The 14,805-nt window shown below is 71.0% G+C and carries 12 protein-coding genes and 1 riboswitch; of the genes, 7 read left to right on the forward strand and 5 right to left on the reverse strand.

Features of this window, described 5'->3' with window-relative positions; translation table 11 throughout:
* Positions 1-15: 15 nt before the first annotated feature.
* The 5 genes from F7Q99_RS17915 to gcvT form a co-directional block, all read right to left on the reverse strand.
* Positions 16-849, reverse strand: coding sequence for a hypothetical protein (locus tag F7Q99_RS17915; protein WP_153462729.1), 834 nt, complete (start codon positions 847-849; stop codon positions 16-18).
* Between the two features lie 480 nt (positions 850-1,329).
* The gene (locus F7Q99_RS17920; protein ID WP_326846806.1) at positions 1,330-2,697 is read right to left on the reverse strand and encodes an L-serine ammonia-lyase; all 1,368 of its coding nucleotides are present in this window, start codon (positions 2,695-2,697) and stop codon (positions 1,330-1,332) included.
* A gap of 156 nt (positions 2,698-2,853) precedes the next feature.
* On the reverse strand, positions 2,854-4,122 hold the full coding sequence (glyA, locus tag F7Q99_RS17925; protein WP_153462731.1) for a serine hydroxymethyltransferase: 1,269 nt from the start codon (positions 4,120-4,122) through the stop codon (positions 2,854-2,856).
* Between the two features lie 129 nt (positions 4,123-4,251).
* Entirely contained in the window at positions 4,252-4,632 is a 381-nt protein-coding gene (gene gcvH, locus F7Q99_RS17930; protein WP_153462733.1) for a glycine cleavage system protein GcvH, read from the reverse strand.
* Positions 4,633-4,730: 98 nt separating this feature from the next.
* Complete coding sequence (gene gcvT / locus F7Q99_RS17935; protein ID WP_153462735.1) at positions 4,731-5,852, reverse strand: glycine cleavage system aminomethyltransferase GcvT; 1,122 nt, start codon at positions 5,850-5,852, stop codon at positions 4,731-4,733.
* Between the two features lie 231 nt (positions 5,853-6,083).
* Positions 6,084-6,189: riboswitch (glycine riboswitch) on the reverse strand.
* 223 nt (positions 6,190-6,412) lie between these two features.
* Between gcvT and F7Q99_RS17940 the strand changes: the two genes are divergently transcribed.
* From F7Q99_RS17940 to F7Q99_RS17970, 7 genes are all read left to right on the forward strand, one after another.
* On the forward strand, positions 6,413-7,204 hold the full coding sequence (locus F7Q99_RS17940) for an enhanced serine sensitivity protein SseB C-terminal domain-containing protein (RefSeq protein ID WP_326846807.1): 792 nt from the start codon (positions 6,413-6,415) through the stop codon (positions 7,202-7,204).
* A 117-nt stretch (positions 7,205-7,321) separates the two neighbouring features.
* Positions 7,322-8,254 carry an enhanced serine sensitivity protein SseB C-terminal domain-containing protein gene (locus F7Q99_RS17945; protein ID WP_153462739.1) on the forward strand — a complete coding sequence of 311 codons (933 nt, stop codon included), beginning with the start codon at positions 7,322-7,324 and terminating at the stop codon, positions 8,252-8,254.
* 438 nt (positions 8,255-8,692) lie between these two features.
* On the forward strand, positions 8,693-9,688 hold the full coding sequence (locus F7Q99_RS17950) for an ABC transporter permease (RefSeq protein ID WP_153462741.1): 996 nt from the start codon (positions 8,693-8,695) through the stop codon (positions 9,686-9,688).
* 54 nt (positions 9,689-9,742) lie between these two features.
* Entirely contained in the window at positions 9,743-11,497 is a 1,755-nt protein-coding gene (locus tag F7Q99_RS17955; protein ID WP_153462743.1) for an ABC transporter substrate-binding protein, read from the forward strand.
* Between the two features lie 98 nt (positions 11,498-11,595).
* On the forward strand, positions 11,596-12,606 hold the full coding sequence (locus F7Q99_RS17960) for an ABC transporter permease (protein ID WP_326846808.1): 1,011 nt from the start codon (positions 11,596-11,598) through the stop codon (positions 12,604-12,606).
* Positions 12,603-13,673, forward strand: a complete 1,071-nt coding sequence (locus tag F7Q99_RS17965) for an ABC transporter ATP-binding protein (protein ID WP_326846809.1) — start codon at positions 12,603-12,605, stop codon at positions 13,671-13,673. Before F7Q99_RS17960 ends, F7Q99_RS17965 begins: the two co-directional genes overlap by 4 nt.
* 34 nt (positions 13,674-13,707) lie before the next feature.
* The gene (locus tag F7Q99_RS17970) at positions 13,708-14,805 is read left to right on the forward strand and encodes an ABC transporter ATP-binding protein (protein ID WP_153462745.1); all 1,098 of its coding nucleotides are present in this window, start codon (positions 13,708-13,710) and stop codon (positions 14,803-14,805) included.

The following is a 14,805-nucleotide window of genomic DNA, read 5'->3' on the forward strand; positions in this document are numbered from 1 at the left end:
CCGAACGCCCGGCCCTCACTGGGCGGTGGGGGCCGGGCAGTGGCCGGTCAGGCAGAACGAGCTCACCACGGACTGCAGGACGCCCTTGAGCGGGGTGGGCCAGCTCGCCTCGGGGCCGGCCACGAGGAGGGCGTAGGGCTGGCTGTCCGGGACGACCAGGATGTGGTCGACCGCCCGGCGGACGCCGCCGCCCGGCAGGTTGTAGGCGTACTCCAACTCGACGCTGCCGGAGGCCTGTTCCAGGCGGATCCGGCGGTAGCCGGGGTGGTTCGCCTGGTCCGCGGCCAGGTTGGCGTCGGTGGCGACGGCGTGGTCGTACGGGGTGGTGCCGGCAGTCATCGGGAACACCTGGAGCAGGCCGTTGCCGTCGGGGGACTTGTAGAAGACGGACGTGTTCTTGGCCTCCCGCTGCCAGCCGTCGGGCACGAGGAGGCTGAACCCCGCGGGATCCTGAACGAGCGTGACGTGCGGCCCGGTGGCGGACGGCGTGGGCGTCGGTGTGAGGGAGGGCGTCGCCGACGGCGAGGGGGACGGGGAGGTCGAGGACGATATCGAGGCTGACGGCGTGCCCGAGACGGACGCGGCGACCACCGGCTTCTTCTTGCCGTCCTGGTGCGACAGCAGGTACCAGCCACCGACCCCCGCGATCCCGCCGATGACCACCCCGGCCACCGCCGCCAGCGCGACCGCCCGCGGCCCCAGCTTCCCGGGCGCCTGTGCCTGTGCCTGTGCCGGGGCCTGCGCCTGTGCCTGTGCCTGTGCCTGCGGCTGCCGCTGCGGCTTCGGCGTCTTCGGTGGCTTCGGAGCCCTGGGCCCGAACAGCGGCGGCGCGATCGGGGGTGGCGTCATCGGCGGCGTCATCGGGGGCTGCGGCGCCCCGGCCCCCGGCTGCGCCCATGCCTGCGCCCCCGGCTGTGCCCATGGCTGCGACCCCGGCCCGGGTGCCCGGGTCACCCACCGCTGGTGCTCGGCGTCCCACTCCGTGTTCACGACTGTCCCCGCTCTCGGTCCGTCCTCCGTCACACCCGCCCGTTCAGCCCGCGCGAGCGCAGAGGCAAGCCCGGAGACTACTCGCTTCGGGAGTGGCGCACCGCGTACACGGCGATCACCGTCGCAGCCACGGCCAGGAGGATCGTCAGCATCGGCCACCCGCCGAGCAAGATCAAATCCGCGACCGCTCTGATCACCGCAAGCCCCAAAGCCTTTCGCACCCGCGTACCGTACAGCCCGCCCGTCCGAGGGAACGCGGGAGCCCCCGGACGACGTCCCGTCCGGGGGCTCCCTCACAGGCGAGAAGCCGAAATCAAAGGCGAGAAGCCGAAGCGGCGATCAGCACTCGATGACGTTCACGGCGAGGCCGCCGCGCGAGGTCTCCTTGTACTTGATCTTCATGTCGGCCCCGGTCTCCTTCATGGTCTTGATCGCCTTGTCGAGGGAGACGTGGTGCCGGCCGTCGCCGCGCAGCGCCATGCGGGCGGCGGTGACGGCCTTCACGGAGGCCATGCCGTTGCGCTCGATGCACGGGATCTGGACCAGGCCGCCGACCGGGTCGCAGGTGAGGCCGAGGTTGTGCTCGATGCCTATCTCGGCGGCGTTCTCGACCTGCTCGGGGGTGCCGCCGAGGACCTCGGCGAGACCGCCGGCGGCCATGGAGCAGGCCGAGCCGACCTCGCCCTGGCAGCCGACCTCGGCGCCGGAGATGGAGGCGTTCTCCTTGAAGAGCATGCCGATGGCCCCGGCCGCGAGCAGGAAGCGGACGATGCCGTCCTCGTCGGCGCCCGGGATGAAGTTCAGGTAGTAGTGCAGAACGGCGGGAATGATCCCGGCCGCGCCGTTCGTCGGTGCGGTGACCACCCGGCGCCCGGAGGCGTTCTCCTCGTTGACCGCCATCGCGTAGAGGGTCACCCACTCCATCGCGTTCGCCGGGCCGATGCCCTCGGCGCGCAGCGCGCGGGCCGCGGCGGCGGCACGGCGGCGGACCTTGAGGCCGCCGGGCAGGATGCCCTCGCGGGACATGCCGGCCCGCACGCACTCCTGCATGACCTGCCAGATCTCCAGCAGCCCGGTCCGGATCTCCTCCTCGCTGCGCCAGGCCTTCTCGTTCTCCAGCATCAGGCCGGAGATCGACAGCCCGGTCTCCCGGGTGAGCCGGAGCAGCTCCTCGCCGGTGCGGAAGGGGTAGCGCAGCGCGGTGTCGTCGGGCTTGACCCGCTCCGCGCCTATCGCGTCCTCGTCGACGACGAAGCCGCCGCCGACGGAGTAGTACGTCTTCTCCAGCAGCGTGGAGCCGTCCGCCGCGTGCGCCCAGAGGGTCATGCCGTTGGCGTGGTAGGGCAGCGAGCGGCGGCGGTGCAGGACCAGCTGGCTGTCGGGGTCGAAGTCGATCGGGTGCTCGCCGAGCAGTCTGATCCGCTTCTCGGCGGTGATCCGCTCGACGTCCTTGTCGGCCTGGTCGACGTCGACGGTGCGCGGGGAGTTGTTCTCCAGGCCCAGCAGGACGGCCTTCGGGGTGCCGTGGCCGTGGCCGGTGGCGCCGAGCGAGCCGTACAGCTCGGCACGGACGCTCGCCACCTCGGCCAGCAGGCCTTCGGACCGCAGCCGGCGGGCGAACATCCGGGCGGCGCGCATCGGGCCGACGGTGTGGGAGCTCGACGGGCCGATGCCGATGGAGAAGAGGTCGAAGACGCTGATGGCCACGGGGGGACGTCCTTGTCTGGTGCTCGTGGAGGACAGGCGCTGCTTTTCGGACGGTGCAGCACGGGACGGGGCACCGCGCGCACGTACCAGTGTGCGCGGTGCCCCGGAATCGACGGGCGGCCGGCCGGCGTGAGGCCGGTCACCCACCCCCTCAGGTCAGAGGTTCGGGTAGAGCGGGTACTTCTCGGCCAGCGCGGTGGCGCGGGCCTTCAGCGCGGTGGCGATGCCCTCGTCGAAGGCGGGCTTGAGCGCCTCGGCGATGATGTCGGCGACCTCGCGGAAGTCCTCGGCCTGGAAGCCGCGGGTGGCGAGGGCCGGGGTGCCGATGCGCAGGCCGGAGGTGATCATCGGCGGGCGCGGGTCGTTCGGGATGGCGTTGCGGTTGACCGTGATGCCGACCTCGTGGAGGCGGTCCTCGGCCTGCTGGCCGTCGAGCTGGCTGTTGCGCAGGTCGACCAGGACCAGGTGCACGTCGGTGCCGCCGGACAGCACCGAGACGCCGGCCTCGGCGACGTCGGCCTGGAGGAGGCGCTCGGCGAGGATCCTGGCGCCGTCCAGGGTGCGCTGCTGGCGCTCCTTGAACTCCTCGGACGCGGCGACCTTGAAGGCGACCGCCTTGCCGGCGATCACGTGCTCCAGCGGCCCGCCCTGCTGGCCGGGGAACACCGCGGAGTTGATCTTCTTGGCGTGCTCGGCCTTGCACAGGATGACGCCGCCGCGCGGGCCGCCCAGGGTCTTGTGGGTGGTGGTGGTGACCACGTCCGCGAACGGCACCGGGTTGGGGTGCAGGCCTGCGGCGACCAGACCGGCGAAGTGCGCCATGTCCACCATCAGCAGTGCGCCGACCTCGTCGGCGACCCGGCGGAACTCGGCGAAGTCCAGCTGGCGCGGGTAGGCGGACCAGCCGGCGATGATCAGCTTCGGCTGGTGCTCCTTGGCGAGGCGCTCGACCTCGGCCATGTCGACCTGGCCGCTCTTCTCGTCCACGTGGTACGCGACCACGTTGTAGAGCTTGCCGGAGAAGTTGATCTTCATGCCGTGGGTCAGGTGGCCGCCGTGGGCCAGGTTCAGGCCCAGGATCGTGTCGCCCGGCTGGATCAGCGCGAACATCGCGGCGGCGTTGGCCTGCGCGCCGGAGTGCGGCTGGACGTTGGCGTGCTCGGCGCCGAACAGGGCCTTGATGCGGTCGATCGCGATCTGCTCGACGACGTCGACGTGCTCGCAGCCGCCGTAGTAGCGGCGGCCGGGGTAGCCCTCGGCGTACTTGTTGGTGAGCACCGAGCCCTGGGCCTCCATGACCGCCACCGGGGCGAAGTTCTCGGAGGCGATCATCTCCAGGGTGGTCTGCTGGCGGTGCAGCTCGGCGTCGACCGCGGCGGCGATCTCCGGGTCGAGGGAGTGCAGGGACTGGTTCAGAACCGTCATGGTGTGGTCTTCCCGGGAGGAGGAAAGGGGTCGCCGCGCAGCTCGGTCCTCGGAAGGACGGTGACGGACGGCGGGTGGGGGCGGGGCGGGACGGGCAGCCGCACTGCGGCCCGCCCCGTCACCAGCGGGTCAGCCCTGGGGGTTGGTGAGGGCGTCGTACTCGTCGGCGCTGAGCAGCTCGTCCGTGGACTCGACCTGGACCTTGAACAGCCAGCCGGCCTCGAACGGGGCGCTGTTGACCAGGCTGTTGTCGTCCAGGACGTCCTGGTTGACCTCGACGACCTTGCCGGTCACCGGGGAGTACAGGTCGCTGACCGACTTGGTGGACTCCAGCTCGCCGCAGGTCTCGCCGGCGGTCACGTCGTCGCCGACCTCGGGCAGCTGCACGTAGACGATGTCACCGAGGGCGTCGGCGGCGTGCTTGGTGATGCCGACCGTCGAGACACCGTCCTCGGCGGCGGTCAGCCACTCGTGCTCCTTGGTGTACTGCAGGTGCTGGGGGTTGCTCATGGCGTCATTCTCCAGGATGGGAAGCGGGTACGACGAAGCGGGCCGCCGCGCGGACGGCTTCGACGTGGGTCTACGGGGAAACGGGCCCGGGAAGAGCCTCAGCGAGCGCGCTTGTAGAACGGCAGCGCGACGACCTGGACCGGCTCGTGCTTGCCGCGCACGTCCACCGCGACGGTCGTGCCGGGGGCGGCGTGCGCCGCGTCCACGTAGGCCATCGCGATCGGCTGGCCCAGGGTCGGGGAGGGCGCGCCCGAGGTGATCCGGCCGATCGGGGCGCCGTCGGCGGAGACCACGGTGTACTCGGCGCGCGGGACGCGCTTGCCCTCGGAGACCAGGCCGACCAGCACGCGCGGCGGGTTGGCCTCGGCCTCGGCGGCGGCCTTCTCCAGCGCCTTGCGGCCGACGAACGCGCCCTCGTTGGTGGTCTTGTCGAAGCGGACGACCCGGCCGAGGCCGGCGTCGAACGGGGTCAGGTCGGTGGAGAGCTCGTGCCCGTACAGCGGCATGCCCGCCTCCAGGCGCAGCGTGTCGCGGCAGGACAGGCCGCACGGCACCAGGCCGTGGCCCTCGCCGGCCGCGGTCAGCGCCTGCCAGACGGCCTCGGCGTCGCCCGGGTTGCAGAAGATCTCGAAGCCGTCCTCGCCGGTGTAGCCGGTGCGGGCGAGCAGCACGTCGCGGCCGGCCACCTGGGCCGGGAGGATCGCGTAGTACTTCAGGCCGGGCAGGTCGGCCTCGGTGGTCTTGGCGAGGATCGCCGTGGACTCCGGGCCCTGGACGGCGACGAGCGCGTAGGTGTCGCGGTCGTCGGTGACGACGGCGTCGAAGCCCTTGGCACGGGCGATCAGCTCGTCCAGCACCCGCTGGGCGTTGGAGGCGTTGGCGACGACCAGGAAGGCGTCCTCGCGCAGGCGGTAGACGATCAGGTCGTCCAGGATGCCGCCGTCCTCGGCGCAGATCATGGTGTAGCGGGCGCGCAGCACGCCGAGCGCGGAGACGAAGCCGACCAGCGCGTGGTCCAGCATCTCGCCGGCCTGCGGGCCGGTGACGGTGATCTCGCCCATGTGGGAGAGGTCGAACAGGCCGGCCTGGGTGCGGACGGCGAGGTGCTCCTCGCGCTCGCTGCCGTAGCGCAGCGGCATGTCCCAGCCGGCGAAGTCGGTCATGGTGGCGCCGAGGGCGCGGTGAAGCGCGTCGAGCGCGGTGAGGCGGAGGGACGACATGGCCTGGAACTCCTCGGTCTGGGCACTCAGGGGTGCACGCGCCGGAACCGGTCCCGCTCGGGGGCCGACCCTGCGCGCGGGCATGCGGCGGCGTGGGTCTCCCCATCTGTCGTCGAACCTGAGAGCTTCACCGCGCCGCGGCCCGTGGCTGTTTCCAGCTTTCAGGACAGCATGGCGGCTTGCACCGTGGGTGGGCGCGCGACAGGGCCGTGCGCCGCTTTCCAGATGTGCCTAACCCGTGCGGTAGGGGTGCCTGAGAGATTCCGGGGAGGACTTGCTCCTTCGGCGCCGGCTGTGCCGCCAGACGGGGCACTCCGGGCTCTCCCGCGCGGGTTCGAGCGGCCGGTATGGAGTTGTGGGGCCGACTGGGCACGACGCCGTCGGACGCGCACATCATGGCACGTCCGAGCCGACGACGGGAGGGGGACCCTTGTCACCCGCCGCCCCTACCGAACGGTCACCCGACACACAGGCGAACACGAGCCCTAGACTGCTCCGCGTCGGCGCAGCAGAGGGCGGCCGACCGGCAGAGGGCGGTTCAGGGGCGCATGGGGTACCCGGTGGAGCAGCAGCAGGGGTCGGGCGGCCCGGAGTCGGCGCCGCCGGGCGGCGCGTGGCCGGCCAACGAGCTGGAGCAGGTGCTCACCGCCGCGTTCGGCGACCCGGGCGCGACCCCGCGGGTCATCGAGGTGCTGGCCCGCAGCCGGGTGTGGGTCCCGCTGCCGGCCGGAGGCGACCCGCAGGGGCAGTCGCTGGACCTGCCGACCATCGAGCTGGCCGGTGACCCGTACGTGCCGGTGTTCTCCTCGCAGGAGGTGTTCCTCCAGCAGGCGCCGGGGATGGCGTTCGCGATCGCGCCGGTCTGGGAGTTCGCCCGGGGGCTGCCGCTCGGCGTCGGCATCGCCGTCAACCCCGAGGCGGCGGTGGGCATCCCGGTGCCGCCGCGGGGCGTGGCCGAGCTGCGCCGCGGGCCGCGCGACGATCGCTGGGACCAGACCGAGGACTCGGCCGGCCCGACCGGCGGCCGGGTGGCGCTGCGCGAGCCGGTGCCGGGCGAGGACCCGGAGCACTTCCTGGCCGCCTGCAGGGCCGAACTGTCGGCCCTGCCCGGGGTGCTGACCGCGCGCCGGGCGCTCGCCAGCATCGAGGGCGAACCGACCGTGATGTTCGTGGGCGTCCAGCTCGATCCGGCCGCCCCGGCCGACCCGGCCGCGGTGAACGAGGCGCTCGGCCGCGCGCTGGGAACCGCGCCGCTGCCCGGTGGCGTCCACCTCGTGCTGCTCGACCTCGCCGACGATCCGGTGGTCGAGTGGCTGCTCACCCGGGTACTGCCTTTCTACGCGCGGGTGTGAGCCGGATTCGTTCGTAGGCACGTCGCCGTGGCGGTGGCCGGTGCCGCGCCATAGGGTGCGTGCAGACGGCCGAGGGTCGGCGGCAGGGTGAGGAAAGAGGCGCAGCGAGGTGGGCGCATGAGTGCGGGAGCGGTAGCCGGCGGTGCATCGGGGCCATGGGGCCAGGCACCGGCCGGGCGCCCCGGCGCGGATCCGGGAGCGCTGGAGCGCGCGCTGCGCGAGGTCGCGCCGGAGCGCTACGAGGCGTACGAGCGACTGCTGCACGCGCTGGCCGACGGCCAGGTCTGGATGCTGCTGTGGCACGGCACGCCGGGCAGCCCGGACGCCCAGTACGGGAACATGGAGATCAGCGGCCACGGCTACGCGCCGGCCGTCACCTCGCCCGAGCAACTGGCCGCCTCCGGCTGGGCGCGGGCCCACGAGGTGATCTCCGGGCGGGAGATCGCCGCCTCGCTGTACCGGACCCGCTGGGGCCTGTGGCTGAACCCGCACGCCCCCGGCGGCGGTGTCGGCGTGCCCTGGGCGGACCTGCGGCGGATCGCGGCGGGTCTGGACCGGCTGCCGGCCGGTCCGCTGAAGCTGAGCGAACCGCAGGTGCAGGCCCCGCAGTTCTTCGCGCTGCTGGAGCGCCAGGCCAGCGAGGTGCGCGCGGTCCGGGCGCTGCGCCGGGCCTGGGTGCAGCCGTCCGTGGGCGAACCGTACCTGGCGATCGGCCTGGACCTGTACGAGAGTTCGCCGCCAGCCGTGGAGGCGGTCCGGGCGCTGATGCAGCGGGCGATCGCGGTGGCCCCGGAGGGGCTCGCGGTGTCCACGGTGGCGATGGCGGACGAGTACGACCCGGTGGCGCTGTGGATGCGGGCCAGGACGCGGCCGTTCTACGACCGGGAGGCGGCCGGTCTCGGCCGGCCGACGGGCGCCTACCCGCCGGTGCCCCCGCCGGGCCACTATGCCCCGCAGTCGGGGTACTACGGCACCCAGCCGCCCGCACAGGGCTGGCACGGGCAGTCCCAGGCGTCCCAGCAGCCGTGGCCCGGATACCCCGGGCGCTGAGCCCCGAAACCCTTTTCCGAAGCCGACTTGATCACGCATCAGGTCGGCTTCGGTGCTTCCCGGACATCCTCGGCCGGTCCGAAAGGGATCTTGACATGGTCCTCGCGGCCATGTGAAGAGGGCCGTGCGGAAGATCGGGAAGTGCATTGCGCACAGATCACAGTTGGGCATCTGTCGGTTGTCAGGGCTGGCGCAAGCCAGTTCAGATGGCAGAGAGTTCTGCGCAACGCACCGCGCGTACTGGAACCCCACGAAGGTGAACGCGCACGCCGACCCGCTTTGTCCACGCGACGCTCCCGCGTGGTGGCAGTACCTGTGCACGACGTACTGCCGCGATCACCCGCTCCTAAGCACCTCCGCACGTCCGCAGCCGTTACCGCCGAACCGGCGACCGGCGCCCGTGGGCCGGCCACCGTCGGCGAGGGGACCCAACTGACCATGACCGCACCCATAGCAACCGCCGGGAACGAGCCGGAGGCCCCCGCCTCCGTGACCCCGGCCAAGAAGATCGAGGGCCGCTCCCTCGGCCAGATCGCCTGGACCCGCTTCAAGCGGGACAAGGCCGCCGTCGCCGGCGGCGTCGTGGTGATCCTGCTGATCCTGCTCGCCGTGCTGGCCAAGCCGATCGAGGGCCTCTTCGGGCTCGACCCCAACGCCCTCCACCAGGATCCGGACATCCTGGACGCCGACCTCGGCGGCCTGCCGATCGGGGACTGGGGCGGCATGAGCGCGGACCACCCGCTCGGCGTCGACCCCCTGCAGGGCCGCGACCTGCTCTCCCGCGTCATCGAGGGCTCCTGGGTCTCCCTGCTGGTCGCCTTCGGCGCGACCGTGCTGTCCAACACCATCGGCACCGTGCTCGGCGTGATGGCCGGCTACTACGGCGGCTGGGTGGACACGGTGATCAGCCGGATCATGGACGTCTTCCTGGCGTTCCCGCTGCTGCTCTTCGCCATCGCGATCTCGACCTCGCTCCAGGGCGGCGCGTTCGGCCTGCACGGCCTCCCGCTGCACATCATGGTGCTGATCTTCGTGATCGGCTTCTTCAACTGGCCCTACATGGGCCGGATCGTGCGCGGACAGACGCTCTCGCTGCGCGAGCGGGAGTTCGTCCACGCGGCCCGCAGCCTCGGCGCCCGCGGCCCGTTCATCCTGTTCAAGGAACTGCTGCCGAACCTGGTCGGTCCGATCCTGGTCTACTCGACCCTGCTGATCCCGACCAACATCCTCTTCGAGGCCGGCCTCAGCTTCCTCGGCGTCGGCATCCAGCCCCCGCAGGCCTCCTGGGGCGGCATGCTCCAGGACGCGATCAAGTACTACCAGGTGGACCCCCAGTACATGGTGGTCCCCGGTGTGGCGATCTTCCTCACCGTGCTCGCCTTCAACCTGCTCGGCGACGGGCTCCGTGACGCCCTCGATCCCAAGAGCAACTGACCCTGCGTCAGGATCCTCCACCCTCTCCACTTCCTCAAGGGGTTGATCTCACCCATGCGTAGGTCCCGTACCGTCGCCCTGACCGCGGCGGCAGCCGCCGCGGTCCTGGTCGTCACCGGCTGCTCCAGTTCGTCGAAGAGCGGCGACTCCTCGTCCTCCGGCGCCGGCGCCAACGCCGCCACCAAGAACATCGTCAACGCCTCGGACAAGAAGGGCGGGACGGTCACCTACGAGATGAAGGGCACGCCGGACTCGCTCGACCCGGGCAACACGTACTACGCGTACATCTACAACTTCTCGCGCCTGTACGCCCGTCCGCTGACCACCTTCAACCCGGCCGCGGGCGAGGACGGCAACAAGCTCGTCCCGGACCTCGCCGAGTCCATGGGCCAGCCCAGTGCGGACGGCCTGACCTGGACGTACAAGCTCCGCGCGGGCCTGAAGTACGACGACGGCAGCCCGATCACCTCCAAGGACGTCAAGTACGCCGTCGAGCGCTCCAACTTCGCGCCGGACGTGAACTCCAACGGCCCGACGTACTTCCACGACCTGCTGGTCGACAACCCGACGCCGTACGAGGGCCCGTACAAGGACAAGGCCGGCGACCTCAAGTCGATCGAGACGCCGGACGACACCACCGTCGTCTTCCACCTGAAGCACCCCTTCGCCGACTTCGACTACCTGGTCAGCGCCCCGCAGACCGCGCCGGTCCCGCAGGCCAAGGACACCGGTGCCGACTACGTCAAGCACGTCGTGTCCTCGGGCACCTACAAGTTCGAGTCCTACGAGGACGGCAAGCAGGCCGTCCTGGTGCCGAACACCAACTGGGACAAGAGCACCGACCCGATCCGGAAGCAGCTGCCGGAGAAGATCGTGCTCAAGATGAACATCGACCAGGCCACCATCGACAAGGACCTGATGGCCGGCAACGCCCAGGTCGACCTGGTGGGCGGCGGCGTCGACCCGCAGACCCAGGCGCAGATCCTGCGCGACGAGAAGCTCAAGGCCAAGACCGACAACGCCTACGGCGGCCGCCTGGTCTACATGGCGATCAACACCAAGGTCGCGCCGTTCGACAACGTCGAGTGCCGCAAGGCCGTCCAGTTCGCGATCGACAAGGTCTCGGTGCAGACCGCCGAGGGCGGCCCGATCCGCGGCCAGATCGCCAACACCGTCCTTCCCCCGGACATCCCGGGCCACCAGGACTTCAACCAGTACGAGACCAAGGACAACAAGGGCGACGAGGGCAAGGCCAAGGACGCCCTGAAGGCCTGCGGCAAGCCGGACGGCTTCAGCACCGTGATCTCGGCCCGCACCGAGCGCTCCACCGAGGTCGCCGCGGCCACCTCGATCCAGGCCGCGCTGAAGAAGGTCGGCATCAACGTCGAGATCCAGCAGTACCCGCAGGGCAAGTACCTGACCGACAGCGCCGGCGCGCCGCAGTTCACCCAGGACCACAACATCGGTCTGATGATGATGCAGTGGGGCGCCGACTGGCCGACCGGCTACGGCTTCCTGCAGCAGATCGTCGACGGCCGCGCGATCAAGGCCTCCGGCAACAGCAACCTCGCCCAGCTGAACGACCCCGCGGTCAACAAGCTGCTCGACGACGCCGCAGTCAACCCCGACAAGGCGGCCCGCGAGAAGATCTACGGCGACATCGACAAGAAGGTCATGGAGCAGGCGGCCTACGTCCCGCTGACCTACTTCAAGGTCTTCCTGTACCGCCCGGACAGCGCCACCAACCTCGGTTCCACGCCGGCCTTCTCGGGTGAGTACGACTACCTGAACATCGGCACCACCAAGTAAGAGCCTGGCTCCGCATCCCTGAAGGCAGGTGAAGGCAGCGGCGCCCGCCGCCGTCCGGAAGATCCCGGACGGCGGCGGGCCGCCGGAGCCGCCCAACTGTGTTTGCCTACATCATCCGCAGGATCTTCGCGGCCGTGGTACTGCTGCTGGTCGTCAGCGCGGTCACCTTCGCGATCTTCTTCCTGCTCCCGCGCATCGCCGGCGAGACCACCGACCAGCTGGCCGCGCAGTACATCGGGAAGAACCCCTCGCCCGAGGCGATCGCGGCGGTCAAGCAGAACCTCGGTCTCGACCAGCCGCTGTACACGCAGTACTGGAACTTCCTGAAGGCGCTGGTCGGCGGCGCCGAGTACAAGTTCGGGCCGGAACCGGCCACCTGCCACGTGCCCTGCTTCGGCTACTCCTTCAAGAACCACCTTGAGGTCTGGCCCGAGCTGACCAGCCGGATCCCGGTGACCGTCTCGCTCGCCGCCGGCGCGGCCGTGCTCTGGCTGCTCTCCGGCGTCGCCACCGGCGTTGTCTCGGCCCTCAAGCCGCGGTCGATCTTCGACCGCCTCTCCATGGGCGTCGCCCTCGCCGGCGTCTCGCTGCCGGTCTTCTTCACCGGCGCGCTGCTGCTCACGCTGTTCAGCTACGAGTGGCCGATCCTGGACAACCTGCACTACGTCAACTTCACCGACGACCCGCTGATGTGGGCCCGCAACCTGATCCTCCCCTGGATCTCGCTGGCCTTCCTCTACTCCGCGCTCTACGCCCGGCTCACCCGCGCCGGGATGCTGGAGACCATGAGCGAGGACTACATCCGCACCGCCCGGGCCAAGGGCCTGATCGAGCGCAAGGTCGTCGTCAAGCACGGGCTGCGCTCCGCGCTCACCCCCGTCGTCACCATCTTCGGCATGGACCTCGGTCTGCTGCTCGGCGGTGCGCTGATCACCGAGCAGGTGTTCTCGCTGCAGGGCGTCGGCTTCTTCGCGGTCTCCGCGATCAGCGACAACGACCTGCCCAAGATCCTCGGCGTCACCCTGCTCGCCGCCTTCTTCGTCGTCGTCTGCAACCTCGTGGTCGACCTCCTGTACGCCCTCGTCGACCCCCGGGTGAGGCTCTCGTGACCGAGCTCCAGAACACCACGGCGCCCGCCGCAACGACCCCGGCCGGCGACCCGTTCCTCTCCGTCCGCGACCTGCGGATCCACTTCGACACCGACGACGGCCTGGTCCGCTCGGTGGACGGGGTCAGCTTCGACCTGCACAAGGGCCGGACCCTCGGCATCGTCGGCGAGTCCGGCTCCGGGAAGTCCGTCACCTCGCTCGGCATCATGGGCCTGCACCGCTCCAAGCGGGCCCGGATCAGCGGCGAGATCCGGCTGAACGGCGAGGACCTGATCGCGGCCGGGCCCGACCGGGTGCGCCAGCTGCGCGGCCGCGAGATGGCGATGATCTTCCAGGACCCGCTGACCGCGATGCACCCGTACTACACGGTCGGCGCGCAGATCGTCGAGGCGTACCGGGTGCACCACCCGGAGGCGTCCAAGAAGCAGGCCCGCGCCCGCGCCGTCGAGATGCTCGACCGGGTCGGCATCCCGCAGCCCGACCGCCGGGTCGACGACTACCCGCACCAGTTCTCCGGCGGTATGCGCCAGCGCGCGATGATCGCCATGGCCCTGGTCAACGACCCCTCCCTGCTGATCGCCGACGAGCCCACCACCGCCCTGGACGTCACCGTCCAGGCGCAGATCCTGGACCTCATCCGCGACCTCCAGGAGGAGTTCGGCTCGGCCGTCATCATCATCACCCACGACCTCGGGGTGGTCGCCGAGCTCGCCGACGACATCCTGGTCATGTACGGCGGCAAGTGCGTCGAGCGCGGCCCGGCCGACACCCTCTTCGACGCGCCGGAACACCCCTACACCTGGGGCCTGTTGGGCTCCATGCCGCGCCTCGACCGGGAGCTCCAGGACCGGCTCGTCCCGGTCAAGGGCACCCCGCCCAGCCTGATCAACGTGCCGACCGGCTGCGCCTTCCACCCGCGCTGCCCGTACGCCGAGCTGACCGGCGGGCGCTCCACCGGTGAGGTCCCGGTGCTGGCCGAGGCCTCGCCCGGGCACCACGCGGCCTGCCACCTCGCGGCGGCCGACCGGCACCGCATCTTCACCGAAGAGATCGCGCCCCGGCTGTGAGCCCGGCCTCGTACCACCATTCTGGAGAGAACCGATGACGGACACTCAGGCGACCGAGGCGGCGGCGATCCCCTCTCCCTCGCCCGCTTCCGACCGCGAGCCGCTGCTCAAGGTGGCCGGTCTGACCCGGCACTTCCCGATCCGCAGCGGGCTGCTGCGGCGCCAGACCGGCGCGGTCCGGGCCGTCGACGGCATCGACTTCACCGTCAACGCCGGGGAGACGCTGGGCGTCGTCGGCGAGTCCGGCTGCGGCAAGTCGACCATGGGCCGGTTGGTCACGCGGCTCGACGAACCGACCGGCGGGACCATCGAGTTCGAGGGCACCGACATCACGCACCTGGGCGTCGGCGCGATGCGGCCGATGCGCCGCGACATCCAGATGATCTTCCAGGACCCGTACTCCTCGCTCAACCCGCGGCACACCGTCGGCACCATCGTCGGCGCGCCGTTCAAGCTCCAGGGCGCGGTGCCGGAGGGCGGGATCAAGAAGGCCGTCCAGGATCTGCTGGAACTGTGCGGGCTCAGCCCCGAGCACTACAACCGCTACCCGCACGAGTTCTCCGGCGGCCAGCGCCAGCGCATCGGCATCGCGCGGGCGCTCGCCCTGCGGCCCAAGATGATCGTCGCGGACGAGCCGGTCTCCGCCCTCGACGTCTCCATCCAGGCGCAGGTGGTCAACCTGCTGGACGACCTCCAGCGGGAACTCGGCCTGACCTACCTGATCATCGCGCACGACCTCTCGGTGGTCCGGCACGTCTCGGACCGGGTCGCGGTGATGTACCTCGGCAAGATCGTCGAGATCGCCGACCGGGACTCGCTCTACAACAGCCCGATGCACCCGTACACCAACGCGCTGATGTCCGCGGTGCCGGTGCCGGACCCGCGACGCCGCCAACGGGACGGCCGCGAGCGGATCCTGCTCAAGGGCGACGTCCCCTCGCCGATCAACCCGCCCAGCGGCTGCCGCTTCCGCACCCGCTGCTGGAAGGCGCAGGAGATCTGCGCCGCCCAGGAGCCGCCGCTGGCCGCTCTCAAGACCGGCCACCAGGTCGCGTGCCACTTCCCGGAGAACGCTCCGGAGAACGCCTCTGGTGCCGCGTCGGTCGACGCTCCGGTGGACGCGAAGCCGTAG

Source organism: Streptomyces kaniharaensis (assembly GCF_009569385.1).
GTDB lineage: Bacteria > Actinomycetota > Actinomycetes > Streptomycetales > Streptomycetaceae > Kitasatospora > Kitasatospora kaniharaensis.